This is a genomic window from Mesorhizobium wenxiniae (assembly GCF_002284535.1).
Classification (GTDB): Bacteria; Pseudomonadota; Alphaproteobacteria; order Rhizobiales; family Rhizobiaceae; genus Mesorhizobium; species Mesorhizobium wenxiniae.
The window spans coordinates 218,754-243,424 of record NZ_NPKH01000001.1 but is presented as its reverse complement, the minus strand read 5'-3'; the positions used below and the strand labels follow the sequence as shown (position 1 = coordinate 243,424).

The 24,671-nt window shown below is 59.4% G+C and carries 20 protein-coding genes and 4 pseudogenes; 16 read left to right on the top strand and 8 right to left on the bottom strand.

Translation table 11 applies throughout. The annotated features are described in order from the left end of the window. The first annotated feature begins 316 nt into the window (after window positions 1–316). The 15 genes and pseudogenes from CIT31_RS01130 (at window position 317) to CIT31_RS01065 (ending at window position 11,860) form a co-directional block, all read left to right on the top strand. Window positions 317–637 (top strand): HesB/IscA family protein, encoded by a 321-nt coding sequence (locus CIT31_RS01130; RefSeq protein ID WP_095517165.1) that lies wholly within the window; start codon window positions 317–319, stop codon window positions 635–637. Window positions 638–654: 17 nt separating this feature from the next. Then, window positions 655–972, top strand: coding sequence for a hypothetical protein (locus tag CIT31_RS33720; RefSeq protein ID WP_133116102.1), 318 nt, complete (start codon window positions 655–657; stop codon window positions 970–972). Between the two features lie 12 nt (window positions 973–984). Beyond that, on the top strand, window positions 985–2,223 hold the full coding sequence (gene nifS, locus CIT31_RS01125) for a cysteine desulfurase NifS (RefSeq protein ID WP_095517122.1): 1,239 nt from the start codon (window positions 985–987) through the stop codon (window positions 2,221–2,223). Window positions 2,224–2,386: 163 nt separating this feature from the next. After that, on the top strand, window positions 2,387–2,764 hold the full coding sequence (nifW, locus tag CIT31_RS01120) for a nitrogenase stabilizing/protective protein NifW (protein WP_095517121.1): 378 nt from the start codon (window positions 2,387–2,389) through the stop codon (window positions 2,762–2,764). A gap of 187 nt (window positions 2,765–2,951) precedes the next feature. Next, a complete protein-coding gene (locus CIT31_RS01115; RefSeq protein WP_095484276.1) occupies window positions 2,952–3,803 on the top strand; it encodes an electron transfer flavoprotein subunit beta/FixA family protein in 852 nt (283 codons plus the stop codon). A 16-nt stretch (window positions 3,804–3,819) separates the two neighbouring features. Continuing rightward, window positions 3,820–4,929 (top strand): electron transfer flavoprotein subunit alpha/FixB family protein, encoded by a 1,110-nt coding sequence (locus tag CIT31_RS01110; protein ID WP_024505237.1) that lies wholly within the window; start codon window positions 3,820–3,822, stop codon window positions 4,927–4,929. Window positions 4,930–4,939: 10 nt separating this feature from the next. Then, window positions 4,940–6,244, top strand: coding sequence for an FAD-binding protein (locus CIT31_RS01105; RefSeq protein WP_095517120.1), 1,305 nt, complete (start codon window positions 4,940–4,942; stop codon window positions 6,242–6,244). A 12-nt stretch (window positions 6,245–6,256) separates the two neighbouring features. Continuing rightward, a complete protein-coding gene (locus CIT31_RS01100) occupies window positions 6,257–6,556 on the top strand; it encodes a ferredoxin family protein (RefSeq protein WP_091599526.1) in 300 nt (99 codons plus the stop codon). A 265-nt stretch (window positions 6,557–6,821) separates the two neighbouring features. Beyond that, a complete protein-coding gene (locus CIT31_RS01095) occupies window positions 6,822–7,343 on the top strand; it encodes an alpha/beta fold hydrolase (RefSeq protein ID WP_245316070.1) in 522 nt (173 codons plus the stop codon). A 646-nt stretch (window positions 7,344–7,989) separates the two neighbouring features. Next, window positions 7,990–8,338 (top strand): annotated as a pseudogene (locus tag CIT31_RS01090) (helix-turn-helix domain-containing protein); the annotation flags it as partial. Window positions 8,339–8,611: 273 nt separating this feature from the next. Then, the gene (gene nifB / locus CIT31_RS01085; RefSeq protein ID WP_095517119.1) at window positions 8,612–10,093 is read left to right on the top strand and encodes a nitrogenase cofactor biosynthesis protein NifB; all 1,482 of its coding nucleotides are present in this window, start codon (window positions 8,612–8,614) and stop codon (window positions 10,091–10,093) included. Between the two features lie 29 nt (window positions 10,094–10,122). After that, the gene (locus CIT31_RS01080) at window positions 10,123–10,317 is read left to right on the top strand and encodes a 4Fe-4S binding protein (RefSeq protein ID WP_095484272.1); all 195 of its coding nucleotides are present in this window, start codon (window positions 10,123–10,125) and stop codon (window positions 10,315–10,317) included. A gap of 85 nt (window positions 10,318–10,402) precedes the next feature. After that, window positions 10,403–10,723, top strand: coding sequence for a nitrogen fixation protein NifZ (locus tag CIT31_RS01075; RefSeq protein WP_029356589.1), 321 nt, complete (start codon window positions 10,403–10,405; stop codon window positions 10,721–10,723). Continuing rightward, window positions 10,720–10,932, top strand: a complete 213-nt coding sequence (gene nifT / locus CIT31_RS01070; RefSeq protein WP_024505230.1) for a putative nitrogen fixation protein NifT — start codon at window positions 10,720–10,722, stop codon at window positions 10,930–10,932. The genes CIT31_RS01075 and nifT overlap by 4 nt, the downstream gene beginning before the upstream one ends. A gap of 34 nt (window positions 10,933–10,966) precedes the next feature. Further along, window positions 10,967–11,860 (top strand): SIR2 family NAD-dependent protein deacylase, encoded by an 894-nt coding sequence (locus CIT31_RS01065; RefSeq protein WP_029356592.1) that lies wholly within the window; start codon window positions 10,967–10,969, stop codon window positions 11,858–11,860. A 309-nt stretch (window positions 11,861–12,169) separates the two neighbouring features. On the opposite strand, the gene CIT31_RS01060 is transcribed toward CIT31_RS01065, so the two are convergent. The 5 genes and pseudogenes from CIT31_RS01060 to CIT31_RS01035 form a co-directional block, all read right to left on the bottom strand. Further along, complete coding sequence (locus CIT31_RS01060; protein WP_095484269.1) at window positions 12,170–12,736, bottom strand: sugar O-acetyltransferase; 567 nt, start codon at window positions 12,734–12,736, stop codon at window positions 12,170–12,172. A gap of 586 nt (window positions 12,737–13,322) precedes the next feature. Beyond that, window positions 13,323–14,366 (bottom strand): annotated as a pseudogene (nifA, locus tag CIT31_RS01055) (nif-specific transcriptional activator NifA); the annotation flags it as partial. A 760-nt stretch (window positions 14,367–15,126) separates the two neighbouring features. Beyond that, window positions 15,127–16,429 (bottom strand): annotated as a pseudogene (locus tag CIT31_RS01045) (beta-ketoacyl-[acyl-carrier-protein] synthase family protein). Further along, entirely contained in the window at window positions 16,430–16,711 is a 282-nt protein-coding gene (locus CIT31_RS01040; RefSeq protein ID WP_095517116.1) for an acyl carrier protein, read from the bottom strand. A 1,219-nt stretch (window positions 16,712–17,930) separates the two neighbouring features. Beyond that, window positions 17,931–19,156, bottom strand: a pseudogene (locus tag CIT31_RS01035) (IS110 family RNA-guided transposase). 697 nt (window positions 19,157–19,853) lie between these two features. Between CIT31_RS01035 and CIT31_RS01030 the strand changes: the two are divergent. Then, entirely contained in the window at window positions 19,854–20,771 is a 918-nt protein-coding gene (locus tag CIT31_RS01030; protein ID WP_029356610.1) for a LysR family transcriptional regulator, read from the top strand. Window positions 20,772–20,819: 48 nt separating this feature from the next. Here the strand turns inward: CIT31_RS01030 and CIT31_RS01025 are convergent, their stop codons facing one another. The 3 genes from CIT31_RS01025 to CIT31_RS01015 form a co-directional block, all read right to left on the bottom strand. Further along, on the bottom strand, window positions 20,820–21,623 hold the full coding sequence (locus CIT31_RS01025) for a TIM barrel protein (protein ID WP_029356612.1): 804 nt from the start codon (window positions 21,621–21,623) through the stop codon (window positions 20,820–20,822). Window positions 21,624–21,787: 164 nt separating this feature from the next. Beyond that, on the bottom strand, window positions 21,788–22,849 hold the full coding sequence (locus tag CIT31_RS01020) for a LacI family DNA-binding transcriptional regulator (RefSeq protein ID WP_051695606.1): 1,062 nt from the start codon (window positions 22,847–22,849) through the stop codon (window positions 21,788–21,790). A 275-nt stretch (window positions 22,850–23,124) separates the two neighbouring features. Beyond that, complete coding sequence (locus tag CIT31_RS01015; RefSeq protein WP_095517115.1) at window positions 23,125–24,411, bottom strand: dicarboxylate/amino acid:cation symporter; 1,287 nt, start codon at window positions 24,409–24,411, stop codon at window positions 23,125–23,127. Window positions 24,412–24,671 lie beyond the last annotated feature (260 nt).

The window sequence follows — 24,671 nt, the reverse complement described above, 5'->3', positions numbered from 1 at the left end:
AACCCAAAGGTGAATCGGCCGGCAATTTTGCCGCCGCAACGAAGGCTTCTCAAACGTCGTGCCAGTTGCTCCGCGGCAAGCTCTGAACATCTTTGGCTCTGTTCATTGCTTTACGCGTGAGTGCATCGCGAACTCAGGCGCCCTTCCTGTGACGCGGACGCGACAAACCCGACAGTAAGTGTCGGTTGTCGGACGTCTCCCCAGCAATCGAGCATAAGAGACGTCGGGATGTCCTACGGTTTTTGACACGTCTTCCCTTTGGCACGGTCCATGCGAGATGATCCGCGAAAACGTCGGACCGAGGAGAAATCGAGCCATGATTACGCTCACCGACAACGCTGTTGCCGCCATCAAGGCCGCTCTTTACCGCGCCAGCGAGCCGGCGGAAGGATTTCGCATCATGGTCCATGCCGGCGGCTGCGCCGGCTTCCAATACTCAATGGGCCTGGAGAGCGTCTCACATGAGGGCGATGCGATCATCGAGCGAGATGGGCTCAAGGTGTTCATGGATAGAGGCTCCCAACCCCATGCCGCCGGCATGACCGTGGACTTCGTCACTGGGCTCGAAACATCCGGCTTTGTTTTCGATAACCCCAATGCGCGTGAGACGTGCGGCTGCGGCAAGTCCTGCAAATGATCGCGAGGGAACAGGCTATGTTCGACTATAGCGACGCCAAGGAATACTGCGTCGAACCGGTAACCGCCGGCGCTCTGGAACCGGCCGACACGCACTGTCGGCCCGGAACAATTGCGTTCGGTGATGCGCCAAATCGCGATCATCGATCGTTGCCGTGGGCAAGCAAACAAAATTGCCCGAAACAGCTGAATTCCCGGCGGATGCCGCCACCAAATGGCAATGTCGACAGCGACCGGTCAGCCAAGCCATCGCTCGCCCGGCCGCCCACCTTACCAGATACGATATGCGCCAGAGGTTCAATGGCCCGCCTACCCTTGAATCATTTCAGCAGTTGAAGGATCACTCCCATGAGCCCTGTCTATCTCGACAACAACGCAACGACGCGGGTTGATCCTGCAGTCGTTGGAGCGATGTTGCCTTTCTTTACGGAGCAATTTGGCAATCCTTCGTCCATGCACGCCTATGGCGCATCGGTTGCTGAAGCCGTGAGAAAGGCGAGGCAACAGTTGCAAGCCCTCATCGGCGCGGGATTCGAGGACGAGATCATCTTCACCTCGGGCGGGACTGAAAGCGACAGTACAGCCATCCTTTCGGCGCTGGAGGTAATGCCCGGCCGAAAGGAAATAGTGACTTCCGCGGTTGAACATCCGGCCGTTCTGAAGTTGTGCGCGCACCTTGAAAAGACGCGCGGCGTCAAGGTGCACATTATCCCAGTCGATCACCACGGCCGGCTCGACCTGGACGCCTACAGAACCGCCCTCACCCCACAAGTGGCAATCGTCTCGATAATGTGGGCGAACAATGAGACCGGTACGATCTTTCCCGTGGTTGAGCTTGCCGATCTAGCCAGGGAAGTCGGCGCGCTTTTCCACACTGATGCAGTGCAGGCGGTCGGAAGGCTTCCGGTTGAGCTGAAATCGACCGCGATCGACATGCTGTCGCTCTCCGCCCACAAGCTGCATGGTCCAAAGGGGATAGGCGCGCTTTATGTAAGACGTGGCGTGCGCTTCTCCTCCATGATCAAGGGTGGCCACCAAGAGCGCGACCGGCGTGCAGGCACTGAAAACACACCCGGCATAGTCGGGCTGGGCATGGCGGCCGAACTCGCCTTGAAATTCATGGACGAGACAAAACGAATAAAATGGTTGCGCGACCGCCTTGAGAACGGGATCATCCAGCGCATCCCAAACACATCCATCAACGGCGATCCGCAAGAGCGATTGCCAAACACTGCAAACATTGGATTCGAAGGTATCGAAGGCGATGCAATCCCAATTGTCCTCAGCCGGCTGGGAATCGCCTGTTCCGCCGGGTCCGCCTGTGCCTCTGGCTCACTGGAACCGAGCCATGTTCTGATCGCTATGAACGCGGCATGTGGGGCAGTCCGCTTCTCCTTGTCGCGTGACAACGGCGAAGATGACGTAGACCGCGTGCTTGAGGTCCTGCCTGCGATCACCGAGAAGCTACGGGCCGTTCCCAGTGCTGGACTGTGCGGGCGAGGTGCAGAACAGCTTCATTCCGGCCCGGGTCCGAGCGGCACAATAGCCGACGCCCACTCAGGAGCCGTGAGGTCTTCCTCAACGTGACGACCCTGCGCAATGGAGAGCAGTCAAACCCGGGGTCGCCTTCACCACTTCAGAAAAGCTTGAGATCGCCAAGTCTCTTGCCCAGCCGCCGTGCCAGAGGTCGGCACGCCGTCAGCAATGTCACCAACGCATCGACACCACAATTTCGTGCCGGGAGAATACAATGAACTGCTCCGCTGACAGCCGCCCGATCAATCCCACCGATATCCTGGCGCGACTGAAGGGCCTGTCGGCTGCGGAGGACTTCTTCGCCTGCCTTGGCGTCTCCTACGACCCGAAAGTGATGAATGTCTCGCGGCTCCATATCATGAAGCGCGTGGGCCAATACCTTGCCGAAGAAGATTTCTCCGGTCTGCCTGACCAGGTAATCGCCGCGCGGGTGCGCGCCAAGCTGGAACGCGCCTACGAAGATTTCGCGACTTCCTCGCCGCTCACGCAACGTGTGTTCAAGGTGCTAAGGGACCACGATCCAAACGTATGTGCCGCACCTGGCCGCGCTTTCGTCCCGCTCAACTCTGCACTGAAGCGGTTCGGAAAGTAATGAGCCCGACACGGCTGCGACGCGACAATGTCGAGAAGTCGACAAATCCAGTCCTCATGACGCCTCCTCGGAAGCAAACGAAGCCACCTTCTGGAATAGAGGCAGGAAGAAGACTTGGCATGAACGATGCAGGCATGAGGTGAACCGCCAAGCACGCATCCGGACTGGGAGCTTAGAGAAATCGCCAATGCACATCGTAATCTGCATCAAGCAGGTGCCGGATTCGGCACAGATCCGCGTCCACCCGGTGACGAACACGATCATGCGTCAGGGTGTGCCGACCATCATCAATCCTTACGACCTGTTCGCCCTCGAAGAAGCGCTCAAACTGCGCGACGTTCATGGTGGCGAGGTTACTGTGCTCACAATGGGTCCGCCCATGGCGGAGGACTCGCTGCGAAAGGCGCTCGGTTACGGTGCTGACCGAGCAGTTCTCTTGACGGACCGCTATTTTGCCGGATCCGATACGCTGGCGACCTCCTTTGCTCTTTCGCAAGCAATCGCAAAAATTGGGGAGACTTTCGGCAGGCCAGACATCGTCTTCACCGGCAAGCAGACGATTGACGGCGATACCGCCCAGGTCGGACCCGGCATAGCCAAGCGCCTGGATCTATCGCAACTTACCTATGTCGCGAAGATTGCCTCCATCGATCTCAAAACGCGAGAGATCGAAGTCGCGCGTCGCGCCGAAGGCGGCACCCAGTTGCTGAAGAGCAGACTCCCTTGCCTCATTACCATGCTGGAAGACACCAACGAAATCCGCCGGGGCTCGCTCCAGCAGGCTCTTTGCGCGGCGCGCAGCCAAGTCGTGAAGTGGACTGCAGCCGACGCCGGCATTGACGATCTCACCCGGTGCGGTCTGCGTGGCTCGCCGACAGTCGTCAAGCGTGTTTTCGCCCCCACCGCACGGGCAGAAAGCGCGGCGCAGATCGACACCGCGGAAAGGGGCTTGCAGGACATAGCCGATGAACTCATCGCCGATATCTTAACCCGCCGGCCGGCGCTGGAACATGAGTTGGCCTTCAACAGCGGCACGTGACGGCCAGGAGCAGAAAATGTCGACCGCAAGCCAAACTACCCCTCGCATTGCCCCCGGCCGTGCCGGTGTAAAGAAAGAACTTCCCGACCGTTTCAAAGACTACCGGCACGTGTGGGTCTTCCTCGAGCTCGAACGCGGCAATGTGCATCCTGTATCATTCGAACTGCTGGGTGAAGGCCGCAAATTAGCCGACAAGCTTGAAGTCCAGCTCGCGGGCGTCGTGCTGGGACCGCCGGGCGAGATGGTCGAGGACGCTGTTGCCGAGGCCTTCGCTTACGGGGCGGATCTTGTCTACATCGTCGATGCGCCGCCGCTCGCCGACTACCGGAACGAGCCGTTCGCCAAGGCGCTCACGGATCTGGTCAATACCCATAAACCCGAAATCCTCCTTCTCGGCGCGACCACACTGGGCAGGGATCTTGCGGGCTCGGTAGCGACGACCCTGCAGACGGGGCTCACGGCCGACTGCACCGAACTTGATGTAGATTCCGACGGTTCACTCGCCGCGACCCGTCCGACTTTTGGTGGCTCGTTGTTGTGTACGATCTATACACTAAATTACCGGCCGCAAATGGCGACCGTGCGACCAAGGGTCATGCCTATGCCGCAACGGGTGGATAAGCCGGTCGGGCGTGTCATGCGGCACAAGCTGTCGCTCGTTGAGGACGATATCGTCACCAAAGTCCTCGGCTTCCTACCGGATAACCAGTCGGCAATGGCAAATCTTGCCTATGCGGATGTCGTGGTTGCGGGAGGCCTCGGTCTCGGTGCGGCGGAGAACCTTCAGCTTGTGAAGAATCTTGCCCGAGCGATCGGCGCCGAGCATGGCTGTTCGCGCCCCTTGGTCCAGAAGGGCTGGATGCCGGCTGATCGGCAGATTGGCCAAACTGGCAAGACCATTCGACCGAAGCTTTACATCGCGGCCGGAATTTCCGGCGCCATCCAGCACCGAGTTGGGGTCGAGGGGGCCGATCTCATCGTAGCGATCAACACCGATCCGAACGCGCCGATTTTCGAGTTCGCCCACCTCGGGATCGTCACGGATGCAATCCGCTTCCTGCCCGCACTCACGGAAGCCTTCACCCGGCGGCTGTCGCCGCACAGTCGAGACAAGCTTGCGAGTTGAGGGAGAAGACATGATTGAACAATTCGATGCCATTGTGGTCGGAGCCGGCATGTCCGGAAACGCAGCTGCTTACACTTTGGCAAGCCAGGGGCTGAAGGTACTGCAGTTGGAGCGCGGGGAATATCCGGGCTCTAAGAACGTCCAGGGCGCCATAATGTACGCGAACATGCTGGAGAAGATCATCCCGGACTTCCGGGATGATGCGCCCCTCGAGCGGCACCTGGTCGAACAGCGACTTTGGGTGATGGACAACACATCTCACACCGGAATTCATTACCGGTCGGACGACTTCAATGAGGCGAAACCCAACCGCTACACGATCATCCGCGCCCAGTTCGACAAATGGTTTTCCCGCAAGGTGCGCGAGGCTGGCGCGACGGTCCTGTGTGAGACGACCGCGACGGAACTCGTCCGTGATGGCAATGGCAAGGTGATCGGCGTCCGCACAGACCGGGCTGGCGGAGTGGTCTTCGCGAATGTGGTCGTTCTCGCAGAAGGGGTGTCGGGATTGCTTGGCACTCGCGCAGGCCTGCGCGAGATGCCGAAGCCGGAGACCGTGGCACTTGCCGTCAAGGAAATGCATTTCTTGCCCGAAGAGGTCATTGGCCAGCGGTTCGGTGTCAAGGGCGATGAAGGCTGCGTAATCGAGGCCGTGGGCACGATTTCTCGCAGCATGGCCGGGCTCGGCTTCCTTTACACCAACAAGGAGTCGATTTCACTCGGCATCGGCTGCCTGGTCTCGGATTTCGCCGCGACGTTGGAGAGCCCGTCCGCCCTCCTAGACGCGATGAAAAACCATCCTTCGATCCGGCCGCTGATCGCTGGCTCGGAGGTGAAAGAATATGCCGCCCATCTTATCCCCGAAGGTGGTTACAGGGCCATTCCGCAGCTGTTCGGCGACGGTTGGGTCATCGTCGGCGACGCAGCGCAACTGAACAATGCCATTCACCGTGAGGGTTCGAACCTTGCCATGACCTCAGGTCGTGTCGCGGCTGAGGCGATCATCAAAGTCAAAAGCCGCAACGGTCCTATGACCAAAGGGAACCTTGCGCTCTACAAGACGATGTTGGATGAATCCTTTGTGATCAAGGATCTTAAGAAATACAAGGACATGCCAGCCTTACTCCACACCAATTCCAGCAACTTTTTTACCAGCTATCCGCGGTTGATGTCGTATGCCGCTCAGAGCTTCATGCGTGTCGACGGCACGCCGAAGATCGAGAAGGAAAGGGCCACCACGGCCGCCTTCATCAACGCGCGCTCGCGCTGGGGGTTGGTCAGCGACGCGGTCCGCCTGGCATTGGCATGGCGCTGAAGAGGGTACAAGATGACGATCGCAGTGACGAAGGTTCGTGTCGAGGACAAGCTTTACCAGAACCGCTACCTGGTCGATTCGGGCCGCCCCCATATCATAGTGCGACCGCACGAGAAGCCAAGCGCGAACTTGCTTGCGTTGACCTACGTCTGTCCAGCGAAATGCTATGAGTTGAATGACAGGGGCCAAGTCGAGATCACCGCCGACGGCTGCATGGAATGCGGCACCTGCCGGATATTGTGCGAGAAAGGCGGCGACATCGAGTGGAACTATCCGCGCGGCGGCTTTGGTGTCCTGTTCAAGTTCGGATGATCAGCCGGCACCGTGCCAAGAGCATGCCGGCAGCGAGCAACTGCGGCACACCATGAGCCTCTCCATCCACTTGCAAAGAGCTAGTGAATATTGGGCTTTCGCAATTCAAATTTCCTCGACTGGTAGGGGTGTCCTCAGGCCACGGCGGCGGCCTGTGCGCCGGACTTACCACCGGTAACGTGGTCGAGCCCCTTTGGGACAACGTTCGGCCATCGTGCCGGATGGCAGCCACAACGGCCGGTGAGCAAATGGAACGGCACAATCCATGACAAAGACGTATGTGCTAGTGCATGGTGCCTGGCATGGCGGATGGTGTTGGCGGGACGTCGCCGCCAATCTTCGCAAGATGGGATGCCACGTGACCACGCCGACCCAGACAGGTGTCGGCGAACGCGCACATTTGCTGTGCAAGGACATCACGCCCGACACATTCGTGACCGACATCGTCAACCACATTGTAACGGAAGAGCTGAGCGATGTGATCCTTGTCGGTCACAGTCTAGGCGGCATCAGCATCACCGGCGCCGCCGACCGGATACCCGACCATATCAGCCATCTCGTTTATCTCGACGGCGCCATCGTCGAGAGCGGTCAAAGTGTATTCAGCACCATGCCCCCCGACATCGTCGCCGCCCGTCGAAAATTGGTTGCGGAGGAAGGACGGGGTATCTTCATGCCGACTCCGCCGCCAACAGCATTCGGCATTCCCAAGGGACACTCGCTCACGGACTGGGTGCGGCGCCGGATAAACACCGCATCCGGCAAGCACCTACGAAAGCGGACTTAAGCTCGAGCACCCGCTCGGCAACGGCAGGCCCCGGACCTATGTCGTCTGCACTAATCCGCTCCACCCGCCGACGGCGGGAGCGCGAGAATGGGTCGCGAAGCAGGATGGCTGGGCGTGGCAGGAACTCGCCACTGGCCACGACGCAATGATCCTCGCACCGACGGAAGTTGCTCTCCTTCTTAGCGCTGTCGGCTGAGGAAAGGGTGAGCGGGCGGCCGATTCTCAGGCCGCGGCCTTGAGTTCTGGTGCACGGATGTAGGCCCAACGGGTCGTTCCGGTGGCGCCACCGAAACCACCACCGGAACAAAGGCGGGAGTGGCCTGTCCTGCCGACGTCGCAAGCTTGCGAGCGTTCCGCCGCGGCCGCAGCCCGTAGCGCCGGGCAACCTCCGAGATCACCACGTTCGGCCCCAGGGTCTCGGCGATGACTCCGTCCCTTGTCGTCCATCGACCAATGCCTGCCGACTAACAGCGCCGTTGATCACCTTGAAACGCGAGGCTGCCGCTCAGGGTCAATCGTAAAGTTCAAGTTCAGACACAAGCCGATCTCCGATCCACCTCAGAATCGGCAGGCCCACAGATCGCGGGCACTCCTGGAAGGACACGGCGCTTACTTTTGAAATATGGAGAACCATGGCTTTACGCCGTCGGCAGTTGAGCTGATCTCGCAATGCTATTTCCGCGGCAACGTCCGCGAGCTGGAGAACTAGCGTGTAAAGAACAGCCACACTTGCGCGTTCTCCTCTGGAAGGAACCAATCTTTCGGAACGTGGCAATGGCATCGACGAGCTCTCACGGCCCAGCACGAAGCCGGTTAGGCGCATCGGCGCCCCTGAACACGAGATAGCCGGTTGCGATTCTAACGATACGGCCGGACCGGCGCTGGGACCGCGACGGACGGAGCGTGACCGGCTGATCGACACAATGGAGAAGGCCGGCTGGGTTCAGGCTAATGCGGCTCGAATTCTCCGCCTCACGCCGCGACAAGTCGGCTAGGCGATACGCCGGCATAGTATCGAGGTGAAGGAAATTCTAAGAGCCTGATGAGCCAATCGTCAGGCCAGTGGTCTTGCGCGCCCTCTGCGCGACAAGGAGTGCTTTGTGCTTCTGAACGGATTTGGACTTGCACTGTCGCAAGCAGGACAAAATTGTGTCGCGCCGGCCTCACACAATCCGACATCGACCCAAATAGTGAACTGAAGCCGCTTTTTTAAGTTGGTATGGCTCTTGCACCTTGAACCGCGACGTTACCAGCAACGGAGCCGTTTGATGTCCTCACCGACAGTTTCGATTGAGGGGCCGACCAGCACGACATCCGAGGGTTTTCTGGCAGCCGCGAAATCCGGTGGCTGCGCACCGTCCTCCTACGGCTCGTCGCCGACCAGCCCGGGCGATGTGGATCCGGCTATTTGGGACAAGATCAAGGATCACCCCTGCTTTTCGGAGGAAGCGCATCACTATTTCGCGCGTATGCATGTGGCGGTCGCGCCGGCTTGCAATGTCCAGTGCAACTACTGCAATCGCAAATACGATTGCGCCAACGAGAGCCGGCCTGGCGTTGTGTCTGAGAAGCTGACGCCCGACCAAGCGCTACGCAAGGTCATCGCGGTTGCCAACGAAGTTCCGCAGCTTTCGGTTCTTGGCATCGCTGGGCCGGGGGATGCCTGTTACGATTGGGAGAAAACGAAGGCAACGTTCGACCGCGTCATCAGGGAAATTCCCGACATAAAGCTGTGTGTCTCCACCAACGGGCTCGTGCTGCCGGACCATGTCGCCGAGCTTGCCGAAATGAATGTTGATCACGTGACGATCACCATCAACATGGTCGACCCGGAAGTCGGCGCAAAGATCTATCCTTGGATCTTTTATGAAAATCGCCGCTACTTCGGCATCGAAGCGGCTCGAATCTTGCACGCGCGGCAGATGCTGGGCCTGGAGATGCTGAGCGCGCGCGGCATCCTCACCAAAATCAACTCGGTGATGATTCCTGGAGTGAACGACCAGCACCTGTTTGAGGTGAACAAAATGGTGAAGGAGCGGGGCGCGTTCCTGCACAACGTGATGCCTCTGATTTCGGACCCGGCGCACGGCACCCACTACGGACTCATCGGGCAGCGCGGCCCAACGGCAATGGAGATGATGGCTCTTCAGGATCGACTTGAAGGTGGCGCCAAGTTGATGCGCCACTGCCGGCAGTGCCGGGCAGATGCTGTCGGCCTGCTCGGTGAAGATCGTGGCCAGGAATTCACGCTGGACGGGATTCCCGACGGTGTCACCTACGAGGCTGGCAAGCGTCAGGCCTATCGGCAGGTGGTCGCACACGAGCGCCGTGATCACGAGGCGGCGAGGAGCGAAGCCATCGGTATGGTCAAGGCAACAGACTCCGAAAAGTCGCTTCTGGTTGCGGTGGCCACTAAGGGAGGTGGACGCGTCAATGAACACTTCGGCCACGCGAAGGAGTTCCAGGTTTATGAAGTCTCGCCTAGAGGGATCAGCTTGGTCGGGCATCGGAAGGTCGAGCGGTATTGCCTCGGAGGCGGGGGCGAAGACGCCACCCTCGAGGGCGTCATCGCTGCGCTGGAAGGCATACACATAGTCCTATGCGCCAAGATCGGAAATCGCCCGAAGGAACAACTCTCGCGAGCTGGACTGCGCGTAACCGACGCCTATGGCCATGACTACATCGAGACCGCAGTCAGCGCACTTTACGCGGCAGAGCTTGGGATCAGACCACTAGCGGCGACGGCCTGAGCCGTCTCGTCCGATAACCAGGAGTTAGAATGGCTTTCAAGATCATCGCATCCCAATGTACCCAATGCGGGGCCTGCGAGTTCGAATGTCCCTCGGAAGCGATCAAGTTCAAGGGCGACGCCTATGTGATCGATCCAAACAAGTGCACCGAATGCAAGGAGGCCTTCGATACGCAGCAATGCGTGTCGGTCTGTCCGGTATCGAAAACCTGCGTTCCCGCTTGATTCCTACCGAAACGGTCGGGTTCGCCGCACGAGGACGCCTGCAACCCGCGACCACACCAAAAGCCTCGAGAAAGGAATGGACAGCATGTGGTCCAGACGCGAACAGGAGGTCGAAATCGGCAGACCGCCACGGTTCATGCAGGGTGAGCGCGTCCGTGCGACACGCCACATAAAAAACGACGGCACCTATCCCGGCAAGGAGATCGGCGAAAACCTCGTGCGGAAGGGCGATGAAGGCTACGTGCGCGACATTGGAACCTTTCTCCAGCAATTCTTCATCTATGCGGTCGAATGGATCGATCGTGGCACGGTCGTCGGCATGCGAGCGCGCGAACTCATTAGCCTCGACAAAGTCGAGGTTCCCTGCGGAGCTGAAGGCATTTCCAACGGAGGAACAGCCGGATGAAAGTAATGATTCGCAGGACCGCTACTGGCTTGTCGGCTTATGTCCCCAAGAAGGATCTCGAAGAGCCGATCACCGAGATTGAGAACGCAGACTTATGGGGCGGGACCGTGACGCTCAGGAACGGTTGGCGGCTCATGCTGCCCGACCTTCCGCGCGATACGCGTTTGCCGATCACCGTCGAGGCGATGAAGATTTCCGACGGGGCCTGATGCCGGTGGGTTCAGTGGCGGAGAGGAAACGCGTATGAACACGATGCTGAGCTGGGACCATCTCGTCGTCGTCCGGGGCAGTTTTGCCAAAAAGCTGATTGACCTGCTGAAGGGCGCTCTCAAGGCCGATCGAGTGATCCCCTATCTCGGTCCTGGTCTTCTGCAGCTTAACGCGCCGGAATCACCTGTACCTTGCACCCCTGAAGATGTCGCCGCGGCGCTCAACAAGCGGGCGCCTGCCCCTTCCAGGATTCGCACCAATATGTGGTCGGTCGCGCAGTTTATCGAGCAGCGCCGACATCGTCGGACTCTTCAAGCGTGGATGGCGGAGATATTCGCAGCCCCCGCCGAGCCGACCGTTCTTCACGCCTGGCTCGCAACCCTTCAACTGTCTGTCATCATCGATAGCTGGTACGATGGCGCCATGCGAGCAGCCCTTGCAGAGGCCGGCCAAACAGACGTTGTCGAGATACAAGGAACGACGCGCGCGACCGGAATCGGTAACATCTGGACGAGAACTTACGATTTGTCAGGAACAGAACTCGACGCCGAACAAGTGGCTAGGACGGTGCTCTATGCGCCGCACGGCAGCGTCAGGCCGGCCGCAAACTTCCTCGTGGCTGATTCCGATTACGTCGAAGTCCTAACCGAAATTGATATCCAGACGCCGATCCCGGACGTGGTGAAGCAACGGCGCGTCAACCGGGGTTTTTTCTTCGTGGGCTGCCGCTTCAACGATCAGATGCTGCGCACATATGCCAGACAGATGATGAAGCGCTCCACTGGCCCACACTTTGCGGTGATCGATTCGGCTACGCTGACCAGAAACGAACGTCGTTTCCTTGCCGAAGGCGCGATCACGGTCATCGACATGCCGATCCGCAACGCCGCGGCTCGCCTCGTCGGGGTCGATGCTAGCCAGGATTAATGGCCGGCGATTGCTGGTGAGTCGCTTGCCTCCAAGGGCGAAAACTCAGTTGGGAATACATTCGTGAGCAGTAATGCTACTGGCAGCACAACGAAGGCTCTGAATTCGTTGGGCCATGTCAAAGGGCCCGCTGCTGCGGGACGTGAGCACGTTGCGGCGGCATTACGCACATGATTTTGTGACACCCGTGGCAAAAGAACTGAAGCGCCCGAGCCGAACCGCGACAAGATATGCAGCGCTCAATGGCTTCGGCAGAAATTTGGCACAGTTTCGACAGTTCGCATGCACCTCCAGGGTCAAGGAGGTTGATTATGCCTGTTTATGTGGGTTGGCGACGCGAGCAGGAATTCCCACTACCTTTGCCCCGGCGGGAACATCTCGTGTGACCACGCTGCCAGCGCCTACGACCGCATTATCGCCAATCGTGACGCCAGGCAGAATGATTGCTCCACCGCCGATCCAGACACGGCTGCCAATGCGAACAGGACGCCCGACCTGCAGGCCGGCCTGCCGCTGCTCGGCATCATGTGGATGATCGGCGGTATAAATCTGCACGGCAGGCCCAATTGCCGTTCCTTGCCCGATTTTGACCTCTACCACGTCAAGAATAACGCAGTTGAAGTTGATGTAGGCATTGGCGCCAATGCGGATATTGAATCCGTAGTCGCAAAAAAAGGGCGGACGGATGACCGTTCCGCGCCCAACCTCTCCCAGCCGCTCGGACAAAAGCTCATGCCAATGCCCCGTGGTCTGCCCCAGCGTATCATTGTACCGCTTGAGCCAAGCCCCGGTGGCCAACAGGTCAGCTTGGATCTCCGGATCCGCCGCATTGTAAAACTCGCCTGCGAGCATCTTTTCTTTTTGGCTACGCATCATAGTCTCCCGTCAGGTCGTGTCCCGTGCAGTGATGCAGGAACGCACATCAAACTGGCCTCGGCAACTTTGTAACTCGGTCTTGCCGGGCGCGCGGTCACGAGCCGGGGCGACAGTTTCGTCTCGACCAACTTCTGCGAAGTTGGAAATATCGCAGATCAACCGGTCGCAGGGGCCAATACCTGACGAAGTCGGCAACTGTCCAGCGGTCGAACTCACTTTCATGCCCATCTCAGATTGGCGCGATATCGAGCGGTAAGCGATCAGCTTATGTATCGACCAGGTCCCGCCAGCGGACATCTGTGCGTCGCCTCTACGCATGCTGGCGTGTCACCAATGATACATCGATTATTTCTGGATTTCAGGCACGTCGAATTGATTTGCCCTTGCGGTGTAGAGCGAAGTTACTAGCCATAGGATTACTCCTTTTTAGTTTGTCAGTCGCAGAGCCCCAGTACGACTGGTGGTAGAAAGCACACGGCCGGAATCTTGGCAGCGCTGTTCACACCCACTTCGTAAGCCTGGCCGATGGGCTCGGCGCCAGAGCACCAATGCTTGACCTGCTCCAGCTCTTGCTCGGCGGGTTGTTTCAGAGACGCTTGATCTCGATACCGCGTTTTCTCAGCACGTAGCCGATCTGGCGCGGGGTCAAACCGAGCAGGCGCGCCGCCTTTGCCTGCACCCAGCCACACTTTTCCATGGCAGCAATGACCGTATCGGCATCGGGCACCCTACCACGAGTCGTGGCAGGGCCTATCGGCGCTTGCCCGTCGCCGACGGGCGGGGCGGCACAGGCGGCGGAAGGCTCGATCGTAGTCGACTTCTCTGACGTCGGCGGTCCGTTCTTCCACAGCGCCGCGGCCAAGCACTGATCCGCGTAACAGGCAAAGTCAGTTCTGAGGATTGATGGACCCGTCGCCAGAACTGCCGTCCGTTGAACGCAGTTTTCGAGCTCTCGGATGTTACCTGGAAATTCGCAGTTCATTAGCACCTCAATCGCTTCGGGAGCGAAGGTCAGCGTGTGATCATTCTCAGTATTGAAATTCTTGAGAAACTGAGCGGCCAAGAGCGGAATATCACCTCGCCTTTCGCGCAATGCCGGCACGCGCAAAGTGACGACGTTGATGCGATAATAGAGGTCTTGCCGGAACTCCTTGCGTTGAACTGCCGTTTCCAAGTCCCTGTTCGTTGCGGCAATCACGCGAACATCAACTTTAATGGTGTGGTTGCTGCCGACGCGCTCAAACTCCTGCTCCTGCAGGACACGCAGCAGCTTAGCCTGGAACGAACCTGATATTTCGCCAATCTCGTCCAGAAACAATGTGCCTTTGTCGGCAGCCTCAAAGCGCCCCTTGCGCAAACTGCTCGCGTCGGTGAAGGCACCCTTCTCATGACCGAACAAGTCAGATTCCAGAAGCGTCTCGGTGAGCGCCGCGCAATTGACCTTGATGAAGGGCTGCTTGGCGCGAGGCGAGAGCTCGTGAATGGCTTTGGCAACCAGCTCCTTGCCGGTTCCGGATTCACCTCGCAACAGGACCGTAGTCTTCGCCTTGGCCACCTTGACAAGGTGCTCACGCAGCTTGCGCAGCGCCTGACTATCGCCAAGCATCTCCTTGCTGATCTTTTTACGTTCCATTTGGCAGCCCATCCCACTCCGCCACCCGCCGGTAGAACTGCACTGGACGGTGAGCTGTGTTGTATTTCGTCATCATCATTCTCGATCTCACCTTTGTTGCTTCGAAATTTCCGGCGCGCGGACGCCCTCGGCAAATGGCAATGGCGCCTGAGCATCGTTGCCTTTCACCAGGACGAGCGTCTTCTCCTCCGCGCGGGCGCTCGCAATATGCCGTTTGCGCAGGCCTTTACTCGACCGGTCGCCGTTCTGTCCGGCTTCTGCCGCACCGCAGCCTGCAAACCCATCGTTGACGCAAGAGAGGGAGGGGTCAATCGAGCTCTCCTTGCATTTGTGCAAGGAAAATTGTCAGTTTGATAGAATTCTATCAAAACGGCAGAAACGCCCCGCCCCCAATTTGGCTGTACCTGCGGCGTTCAGCGTACGTGACGACATGTGCGCACTTGTCCCAATTGCCATCCGAGTTGTGCTGAACAGTAGCCGCTGCGCTGTTCGCTTCAACCGCGTGATGCCGCTGACAGTAGAGGCGGCGGCTCGTCGAGCGAGGCTTCATTGTTCGGCTACTAAACCGGCTGTCCTTTGGTGGGAGTTGGTTTCGCCCAAGTTCTGGGCCTGGGGGGCGTCGGCCCGTTTCGCGGCACAGGCTCCTTCCACATCGTCGAGGCCGAGAAAGAGGGGCCACACAGCTCCCCCTGTATCACAATGCCCCGCCCCTCAAGCAGCTAGATGGTGACCTCAAATGAGGCGTCTTGCATGGCTTCTACACCTGCCTGAATGCCAGAACTGCGTTCGTGCCGCCCATGGCGAAGGCGTTGCTCATGGCGACGCGCACCTTGCGCTCGCGCGGCACATTGGGCGTGACGTCGAGATCGCAAGCGGGGTCTGGCTCGCGATAGTTGGCGGTCGGCGGCACGACGTCCTCTTGGATTGCCATCACGCAGGCGATCATTTCAAGCGCGCTCGCTGCGCCGAGGCAATGCGCGTGCGTGGACTTGGTGGAAGAGATGGACATCGAATAAGCGTGGTTTCCAAACACACGCTTGATCGCCGCCGTTTCAGTCTGATCATTGCTCTTGGTACCGGTGCCGTGCGCGTTGAGGTAGTCGACGTCCTCGGCATTCAGCCCGGCATCGGCAAGGCAGGCGCGCATCGCTGACGCTGGCCCCTCGACAGATGGCGCGGCGATGTGGAAGGCATCGGCGGAAAGGCCGACGCCGGCGATCTCGGCAAGGATTGTGGCACCACGCGCCCTGNGGCCCCTCGACAGATGGCGCGGCGATGTGGAAGGCATCGGCGGAAAGGCCGACGCCGGCGATCTCGGCAAGGATTGTGGCACCACGCGCCCTGGCATGCTCGTAGCTTTCCAGCACGGCCATGCCAGCACCCTCGCCCAGCACCAGGCCCTTCCTATCGGCGGAGAAGGGCCGGCAGGTATCGGGTGAAAGCACGCGCATTGCTTCCCATGCTTTCAGCACGCCCCATGCGAAGGGTGCGTCGCTGCCTCCGGAAACCATTACGTCGGCCCGGCCCAGCTTGATCTGATCCACCGCCGAGGCGATCGCATGGTTGGCCGAGGCACATGCGGAGGTCACCCCGAACACCGGCCCGCGCAAGCCGAGGCGCAAGCTCACCTGGCCGGCGGCGGCGCTTGGCATCGTTTTGGGTACAGCGAGGATGCCAACTCGCCTCGCGCCGTCCAAAAGGAGGGCCCGGTAAGTTTCCTCCATTACATCCCAGCCCAAGCCGCCGACGCCCACTGTAGCGCCGAAGCGATGGGCATTCCCTTCGTCGCAGGAAAGTCCGGCCTGCCGCATGGCTTCGCGCGCTGCAAGCACGGCGAGCAAGCTGAAGCGGGCCATGGAGACGAGCTGCTTGCGATCGATGTCGTGCTCGGGTAGCGCCTTGATCTCAGCGCCGGTCATGCCCTCCAGGTCATGAAGCTCGGAATTGGCGAGCGGGCCGATGGCGGAGCGGCCTTCGCGGATCTCTTTCCACATAGAGGCGGCGTCAGTGCCCAGTCCGCACAGGCCGCCCACTCCGGTGATGACGACGCGCCTGTCCATTCAAGCCTCCTTCGCAAGCAAGCCGCGGACGGCGTCGACGACGTCGCCGACATTCTTGAGATTGGACCAGGCATCGGCCGTGTTCATATCGATCTTGATGCCGTAGGCCTGTTCCACATCCCAGAGGACGTCCGCCAAACCCAGCGAATCGAACCCGAGCGCGTCCAGTTCCGTGGCGATTGTTATCTCGCCGACGAATGACGCAGGCATTCCCTCACCGCTCTCCGACTCGGCGCGTTTCTTGATCAGGGCAATGACGTCCGTTGCGAATTGATCGGCCATTCTGTTTCCTGTCTTTCTTTCCCGCGTTTCGACCTGGACGCGGCTCAGTTCCTGAGGCGCGCCGCCTCGCGAAAATAGCCACCACGCTTGTGCGACTGACAAAGCCCAATGCTCATAAAGCCGGATCAGGTCCGGCCGGTGTGTGGCGTAGGTGCAGTATGACGATGTGAGCCGCTACACCGTGCGCGTCTCCCAGTCTGTCCATAGGCTCGGAAGAAGTCGGACAGTTTGACATGGCCGGTCAGTTGCAACTCCCTTTCCCAACACTCCACTGCCCGGTAGAGCGCATGAAAAATCTCCTTTCGGGCGGTTTCTTAAGACGCTCGCCACGCCATGAGGCAGTGGGGCATCGGTGTCCGTCAGGTGCTTCTGCCCATGCAGGATTCCACAACATTGATGAAATCGTTTGTTTCGATGAAAGGCATCCACACTTTGGATAGTTGACCACGCGTTTCAAAGGTCGTGAACTACATCTCCTCGTTGTGCTCGACGCACTCCCGACAGAGCGCAACCTCATGGGCGCGGCATGCAAGATTAACCGAGCCCAGCCGGTCATGAGTGCGGCCGGCGCTCGGCTGCTCGATTATTTGCGCGATGAGCTCGCGACCATGTCCGCGGAGGTATTCAAACTTAACGCTGCGTCCGGGAGCTCTTGCCCTCCAGTTCGCGACGCTCTCCTGCCCATCCAGTGCTCGTTTATTTCGTCGGATAGTTTGACCCGGGTCTACCGAATCGCCGCTTCAGGATCATTCTTTCCGATTTCGTCACGCTCGTATTTCTGCCGCGTCCTACACCGATTGGGCGCGAACAAACTGAGCGCCTTGGAACCCGAACCCGTGCGTCGTGACCGGGAGCATCCGGGGCGAACTCATGCGCTCGGGGGCATCGCATCACCGGACGGCGACAGGCACGGTCGACCTGCATCTCGGCATCGGCTGGGAATTCGTCCATGGTCTGCATTGACGACGCTTCCTGAGGCCACGTAGCTCTTATGCCAAGCTGGGCGCCCGGGTCGAGCGCGTAATGACGACAATTGCTTCGCTACAGGTCAAACGCTTTCCGGGCCACCTGCAAAGTCTTCACCCGGCCGTACAGCGCCCAAGACCACTGATGTGATCGACAAGAGCCTTTTTGATAAATCTGCGCTATTCTCCTGTCGCGCACGGACGACCGCGTGGCGAAGAGCAGGGTCCGAGATGAGAGCCCTGCCGCGCAGCTTCTATCGTCGCGCCTCGTTTGCGGCATCCGTGCCTACCCTCTTCGGACCTCGTGGGTTCCAACCGGCGGCGAGGCGTGCATAGGCGCCCTCGGCCTGCTCCACCCAGCGGCGCTCTTCTTCCCGGTAGCTCTTTATGTTGTAGGCGTGCGCGGCTCCCTTTTGGCCGCGCACAGCCTTGCTCCCGGCCTTGAGTTCCACATCGCGCAAGCTTCTTGGCATGCAGGGAGGGTCGAGCCCACGCGTAACTCTCGCCCTTCATCAACAGATGCCAGATCACGACAGAGAGTTTGCGTGCGGTTGCCACGGCCGCGACATGCTGTCCGCGCCGGGCTCGCACGCCGCAGGGAGAAGGCTCGCAACGGTCCGGGAGCACGAGCGGCCGCCCAGGCCGCCTCGACGAGCATGCCGCGCGCATGACCACGGCCCTGCTTGGTGATCCGCCCATGGTAGGCCGGACCTGGCCGGACTGTCGGACGCTTGGGTTCAACCCGAGATAGGTCACGAGCTTCTGCGGATCGTCGAGCGCGACACGTCGCCGATCGCCGCCTTCATCGCCAGCGCGACGGTGATGTCGACGCCGGGAATGGTCATCAGCCGCTTCACGCCTTCATCCTCGAGAGCCGAGCGGGCAAGATCGCGTTCGATGACCTGGAGGTCTTCGCCCAATCGGTCGAACTCGCGCAGATGCCGATCGATCGCGAGGCGCTCGTCCTGCGGTACGACCTGCTCGATTAACCAGGTCCGACCCTTGGCGCCGCACAGGTCGGCATGCGGGCAGGACGGGATCAGGTGGCTATGAAGGATCGACTGGATGACGGTCTTCATCGAGATCTCTGTCGGACAATCTGATTGCGCCGTGTCACCTGTCGACGCAGAGCCTGCGTCGGCTCGTCCGCAATCCAGACTTCTGGCAAGAAGCCGCTGGCATAGAGCTGCGCAAGAACGTCGGCGTCGATCGTCGTTTTGATCTTGGCATAGGCAATGATACGCACCTGTTTCGGGTTGCCGATCCCCACCTTCTTCACATGCGGCGCAACCACAGCTGCAGCGGACGTCGCGTTGCCGGTGGCCTCGATCACCCCGACATCGTTCGGCGACAGCTTCGCGGCGAACGCCGCCAGCAGATCGCGCGGCATGTCGACGCGGCCGAGTCGCCTGAGCCTGCCATCCTCCCATGCCACTGCTTCGGCGAAGGCGCGGTGAATATCCAGTCCGATGATGCGCATGCCCGTTCCTCCTTCTTGGCTCGGTCAAAGACGGGAGCTGGCGGGTAACACGACATCTACTGATCCGCGCTCGCAGCGCCTCCGGGAAAGTCGCGAGGGGCGGCCATGTAACGAGCTCGGGCTCTCAGCCCACGGTCTATTGACGGCCTGCCTGCACCTTCGTGCTCCCGGTGCCCCACGTCCCGGATGGGCTCACCATAAGGGCGTTCCAAAACAAGAACAGCAGGACGAAAAGGCACCACAGATCACCACCGGATAACAGCAAGGCCAAGCGCTTCGTTCAGACAGGCTTGCGCCAATGGGCTTAGGCCGAGCCTACAACAGCTCTCAAAGACGCTGCCGAACTGCTGCATTGGCCTCGCCGATACAACACAGGCCTCACGGCAGCTTAGGATCAAACCGCCCATCAGTCGCCTCGGACTGGAAGGGTGCACCCTATTAGGTTCCACGCCTAGCTAGGTCGGGGCCGCCGAAGACGCTGGTTGATAGCCCGGCGCCATCGGCCCGGCATTTCAAACCGCTAATCTCTGACCTGCACAGTACGTACGATTGCTCGCTTCGGCAGATCACGCGGCTCATATGTCGGACCTTAACGTCATCCATCATAAACTTTTTGCGACAAAAGATTGCAAGAATGCTAAATTGTTAAAGTCGTTTGTTTCGGTTAAAGGCATCCATCCCATGGATGGCTGATGACATGCGTTTCAAAGGACTTGATCTAAATCTCCTCGTTGTGCTCGACGCACTCCTGACGGAGCGTAATCTCTCGGCGGCGGCACGCAGGATCAACCTGAGTCAGCCCGCCATGAGTGCGGCCGTCGCCCGACTGCGCGATTATTTCCGCGATGAACTGTTTACGATAAGAGGTCGCGAACGATTTCTAACCCCGCGTGCGGCAGCATTTGCCCCCGCAGTTCGCGACGCTCTCCAGCACATCCAGTGCTCGATTATTTCTTCGGATCCGTTTGACCCAGCTCGAGCCGATCGCCTCTTCAGGATCATTCTTTCCGATTTCGTCACGCTCGTATTTTTCGAAAAGCTTGTGGAGCGTATTGCACGGGAAGCCCCCGCCGTCAGCTTCGAACTGCTGCCTGTCGACGATAGCCCCGATGAGCTTCTCCGGCGCGGTGACGTCGATTTTCTAATTCTACCGGATATGTTCACGTCGAGTGTGCATTCAAGCGTTCCGCTGTTTGACGAGAAGCTCGTGTGCGTAGGCTGTCCCACAAACAAGCAGCTGCCACAGCAGCTTACATTCGAGAGATACATGTCGATGAGGCACGTCGCGGTCAGGTTCGGGCGTACGATGAAGCCGTCTATCGAGGAATGGTTTTTGCTTGAGCATGGCCTTAAGAGACGTGTCGAGGTCGCCGTGCAGGGCTTCAGCATGATTCCACCTATGGTGTCCGGCACAGCTCGTATAGCGACCATGCCCTTGCGGCTGGTCAGGCATTTCGAAAAAACGTTCCCCCTGCGGGTTATCGAACTTCCGCTGCCATTTCCCACATTCACCGAGACCCTCCAATGGCCGGCCCTCCACAATAGCGATCCGGCAAGCATCTGGATGCGGGAGATAATGATGCAAGAGGCATCTCGGATGGCTGTCCCGCTGTGAACCCACGGAAAATTCAGGCGCACCTATAGTCACTACTCCTGTCACCATCTACTCTGACGACAATAGCCCTCGCCGGATAAAGTCGATGCTGGCGGCAAGTGCGCCTGCGAGATCGTCCAGAGAATGGACTTCCTCGACCAGCTCGAACGAGAAAGGTCCCGCGTAGCCGCCATCCAGCAGCGCCTGAATCTGGCTGCCATTGTCGGAACCTGCAAGAAAGCGATCGGGGTAAATCCAGAAGGTCGGGTCGTTTACGCTTGAAATGTGCACCAGGCCGGTAAGCTCGCAGAACAGGCATGTCTCCCCGGCCAGGGTGTGGTGGAACGTGTCGTGCACGAGGCGAAAGACGGACTGGCCATCAACCGCGGCAACGGCCTCGGCCGCTTCCTTCTTTGATCGAAGCGAGCAGGTTCGGAAACCCAGCGGCTCGATGAGACCGATCAGACCCCGCGACTGGAGGATTGGCTTGATCTCGTTTAGAGCGAAACGAAGATTGTCCTGGCGCTCGCTATTGGTGGGCCACGAGCTGCGGTTGGCCGGCACCAACACGAGCGTCTCCGCCCCGCACGCCGTCGCATAATCGGCGAGGTTGCTTGCCTCGGCCTGACGCGTTGGAGTCCAGTCGTTGAACCGCTGCAAGGCGTTGACAGAGATGATCGTGACGCCCGCTTCGGTAGCGGCAAACCGGACGTCCGCAGCCGGAATGCCGCGTGCGACAGGATTGCTGAAATGAGGGTAACGGATTTGGACGTCGGTCAGGCCTTGGTCACGGGCAAGCGCGAAAAGCGCACTGACGTCAAGGCGGGGCGCCGCCATGTGATCGAGTGCAAAGCGGGGCGATACCTGGCGCATTGCTTGACTTTCCTTCCATGAAGCGCGGCTGCCATTTCGGCATCCGGCTTCTTTCAAGACGGAACCACGCCGGTTCACAGATCGGACAGAGACGGCCGAGTCAATCGAGCTTTCCTTTCATCGGTGAAAGGAAAATGGGCGCTCATGATAGAAATCCATCAAGCTCAAATATTTTCCGGAAGATAAATGTCGAACGGCAGAAATGTCTGCCCCGGGCTCTCCGCGACGCCGGCTTTGATGGCCCGCTCCATTGCCATTATCAGCTCCTGGCAAAGTCGGCGCATTGGCGTGCCGACCGCCATCGTCAAGATGTCATCCGCAAGCGCCCCACGTGACTGCGGCGTCATTTCACTCACGATCGCGACGAGATCCTGACCGCTCCCCTCTTCTCGGAGCGCGGAAATTGCCCCCTCTATCCCTCCGCCGGCCATATAGAAGCCGACGAGCTCTGGTTCCCGCTGCATAAGATCCAGCAATTTTTCGTAAGTGAGCTGCCGTTCATCAAGGTTCACGAGCGCATCAAGCACCTCGAATTTTGGCGCGTTCTCACGAAAATACGCACGAAAGGCCGTTTCCCGCGTCGCATGCGCCTGGAAGCGATGGCTTCCGACAAACACCGCCACCTTGCCGGGCCGTTTTGCGGCCTTGGAAAACACCCAAGCGGCAGTCCGTCCGACCTTGCTGTTGTTGAGGCCGATGTAGCCCTCGCGCACGCCATCGGCGAAGTCGGATAGCAGCGAAAATACCGGGATACCTTTCGCCTTGAGCTCCTCGACTGATGCTGTGATTTTCGGGTGATCGGCCGCCACCATGGCGATCGCCTGGCAGCGGCTCCCAAGGTCCTTAAGAAGCGGGAGCAGGTCACGCGGCAAATGTGACTGCGCGAACTCGATGATCGGAAGGCCGTGGAAGGATTTAGCCATACTGACCGACTCTTCGATCTTGCGAGCGAAATCTTGGTAGAAATCGTGGGTAGGTTTTCTCAAGATGAAGCCCAGCTTGTAGTGCGGCAGGTGCTGCTGCAAGCGCTGTTTGATGAGACCGGCAGCATGATAGCCGATCGCGTGCGCGGCCGCATGGACCCGCTGGGCGGTCTCCTCTCGCACCGGAAGGCGGACGTTCAGAACCCGATCGACTGTTGCTACGCTGACTCCGGCTTCGCGGGCGAGATCGGCTATTGTGACGCGCTTTCCCCTAGCGATTCTGATCGGCCGGTCCTCCATCATCCGGTGCGCTCCCGCGACGGCTTGGGGCGGCAAGCTGAAATAGTTCCCCCACCCCGCGGATAGCGCATTCGACGAACAGCGCTCCATGCGCACCCAGATGAGTTTCCGTGAACCGTTCGTTTGCTTAGGGGCTTCATGGTGTTGTATTACTCACTGCGTTAGTACTCTATTTCCAGCGCTCTTTGGAGGCTGGCAATTCGACTGTTGTGTCAAGGCCGCTACTTACACGTCGCGCTGTTGCGATCTTGCTTGCGGGGAGCCAGTTTGATGTAACCCTAATCGCGGAAAGCGGCTTCCATCCGTGACTGGTCCAATTCGCCTTCCCAGCGAGCGACAACGAGCGATGCCACCGCATTACCGACTAAATTCGTCAGCGCGCGGCATTCCGACATGAAGCGGTCCACGCCAAGAATTAGAGCCATTCCGGCAACGGGAACACTCGGCACGACAGAGAGAGTAGCGGCCAATGTGATGAAGCCGGCGCCGGTGACGCCTGCCGCACCCTTCGAGGAAAGCATCGCAATTAGCAGCAGGAGGATCTGATCGGCAATTGACAAATCTGTGTTCGTCGCCTGCGCGATGAAGAGGGCGGCGATCGTCATGTAGATATTGGTACCGTCCAGATTGAATGAGTATCCAGTAGGGATGACGAGACTTACGACCGAACGCGCGGCGCCGGCCTTCTCCATCTTCTCCATGAGCGAGGGCAGCGCGGCCTCCGAGGAGGACGTTGCCAGGACAAGCAGCAGTTCGTCCTTGATGTAGCGGACGAGAGAAAAGATGGAGAAGCCGTTGTAGCGGCAGACCGCGCCGAGAACCCCGAACACGAAGAGGAAGGCGGTAAGATAGAACGTCGCGACCAGTATCGCGAGGTTGGCCACCGAACCGATTCCGTATTTGCCGATCGTAAAGGCCATTGCGCCGAAGGCGCCGATGGGTGCAGCCTTCATCAGAATGCCGACGAGCTTAAAAATGGGGGCGGTAAGCGCCTGGAGAAAGGTAACGACCGGCCTGCTCGTCTCTCCGGTCATCGCCAAAGCAATGCCGAACAGGACCGAGAAGAACAAGACTTGCAGGATGTCGCCTTCCGCGAAGGCACTGGCAATCGTTGACGGGATGATGTTCATCAGGAAGCTGATCACGGACTGCTCGTGAGCCGTGGCCACATAGCCCTTAACGGCTTGGACATCGAGCGAGGCCGGATCGATGTTGAGGCCGGCGCCAGGCTGAACGATATTCGCGACAATCAGTCCGACAACGAGTGCAAGGGTCGAGAAGGTGAGGAAATAAACCATCGCCTTGGCGGCAACTCGGCCGACCTTCTGCAGATCGCTCATGCCGGCAATGCCGGTCGCAATTGTCAGGAAGATGACAGGTGCGATAATCATCTTGACGACTTTGATGAAGGCATCGCCGAGCGGCTTCAGGCTCTGGCCGGTTTCCGGATAGAGGTAGCCAATTGCGGCTCCCAGGACTATGGCGGCAAGCACCTGCACGTAGGTCCGGGCAAAATGGCGCTTGCGGGGCGCTGCGATCGCGCGGGGGACTTTTGGAACCAACACCGTTTCTCTCTCCCTGACCGGATCGGGGTGGGGGCTCCTCCTTCTCCCATGCTGCGCTCCGGTCGAGCGCTGCTGTCATCTCGGAGCAAGCGCCGTGCCAACTGGAGGCCTGTCCCGTCCAGCGAGATTGGTGCGGGTTGCGCACTGGAACCCTCCACCTTTGCCGGAATTTGCACTCAAGGCTCGCCAAAGATCGCGTGAAGAAGTGCTTCGCCAGAGAGGGAATTGACCAGGTCGCCTTGCGGCCGTGCCTTTGATGT

What these genes read in the sequence shown, in the direction of transcription:
- nifB (WP_095517119.1), top strand. Translation starts at nt 8,612, where the DNA reads ATGTCCTCACCGACAGTTTCGATTGAGGGGCCGACCAGCACGACATCC.
- CIT31_RS01025 (WP_029356612.1), bottom strand. Translation starts at nt 21,623, where the DNA reads ATGCGCCAGGTATCGCCCCGCTTTGCACTCGATCACATGGCGGCGCCC.
- CIT31_RS01115 (WP_095484276.1), top strand. Translation starts at nt 2,952, where the DNA reads ATGCACATCGTAATCTGCATCAAGCAGGTGCCGGATTCGGCACAGATC.
- CIT31_RS01060 (WP_095484269.1), bottom strand. Translation starts at nt 12,736, where the DNA reads ATGATGCGTAGCCAAAAAGAAAAGATGCTCGCAGGCGAGTTTTACAAT.
- CIT31_RS01080 (WP_095484272.1), top strand. Translation starts at nt 10,123, where the DNA reads ATGGCTTTCAAGATCATCGCATCCCAATGTACCCAATGCGGGGCCTGC.
- CIT31_RS01020 (WP_051695606.1), bottom strand. Translation starts at nt 22,849, where the DNA reads ATGATGGAGGACCGGCCGATCAGAATCGCTAGGGGAAAGCGCGTCACA.
- CIT31_RS01130 (WP_095517165.1), top strand. Translation starts at nt 317, where the DNA reads ATGATTACGCTCACCGACAACGCTGTTGCCGCCATCAAGGCCGCTCTT.
- nifT (WP_024505230.1), top strand. Translation starts at nt 10,720, where the DNA reads ATGAAAGTAATGATTCGCAGGACCGCTACTGGCTTGTCGGCTTATGTC.
- CIT31_RS33720 (WP_133116102.1), top strand. Translation starts at nt 655, where the DNA reads ATGTTCGACTATAGCGACGCCAAGGAATACTGCGTCGAACCGGTAACC.
- CIT31_RS01030 (WP_029356610.1), top strand. Translation starts at nt 19,854, where the DNA reads ATGCGTTTCAAAGGACTTGATCTAAATCTCCTCGTTGTGCTCGACGCA.
- CIT31_RS01110 (WP_024505237.1), top strand. Translation starts at nt 3,820, where the DNA reads ATGTCGACCGCAAGCCAAACTACCCCTCGCATTGCCCCCGGCCGTGCC.
- nifW (WP_095517121.1), top strand. Translation starts at nt 2,387, where the DNA reads ATGAACTGCTCCGCTGACAGCCGCCCGATCAATCCCACCGATATCCTG.
- CIT31_RS01040 (WP_095517116.1), bottom strand. Translation starts at nt 16,711, where the DNA reads ATGGCCGATCAATTCGCAACGGACGTCATTGCCCTGATCAAGAAACGC.
- CIT31_RS01100 (WP_091599526.1), top strand. Translation starts at nt 6,257, where the DNA reads ATGACGATCGCAGTGACGAAGGTTCGTGTCGAGGACAAGCTTTACCAG.
- CIT31_RS01075 (WP_029356589.1), top strand. Translation starts at nt 10,403, where the DNA reads ATGTGGTCCAGACGCGAACAGGAGGTCGAAATCGGCAGACCGCCACGG.
- CIT31_RS01065 (WP_029356592.1), top strand. Translation starts at nt 10,967, where the DNA reads ATGAACACGATGCTGAGCTGGGACCATCTCGTCGTCGTCCGGGGCAGT.
- CIT31_RS01105 (WP_095517120.1), top strand. Translation starts at nt 4,940, where the DNA reads ATGATTGAACAATTCGATGCCATTGTGGTCGGAGCCGGCATGTCCGGA.
- nifS (WP_095517122.1), top strand. Translation starts at nt 985, where the DNA reads ATGAGCCCTGTCTATCTCGACAACAACGCAACGACGCGGGTTGATCCT.
- CIT31_RS01095 (WP_245316070.1), top strand. Translation starts at nt 6,822, where the DNA reads ATGACAAAGACGTATGTGCTAGTGCATGGTGCCTGGCATGGCGGATGG.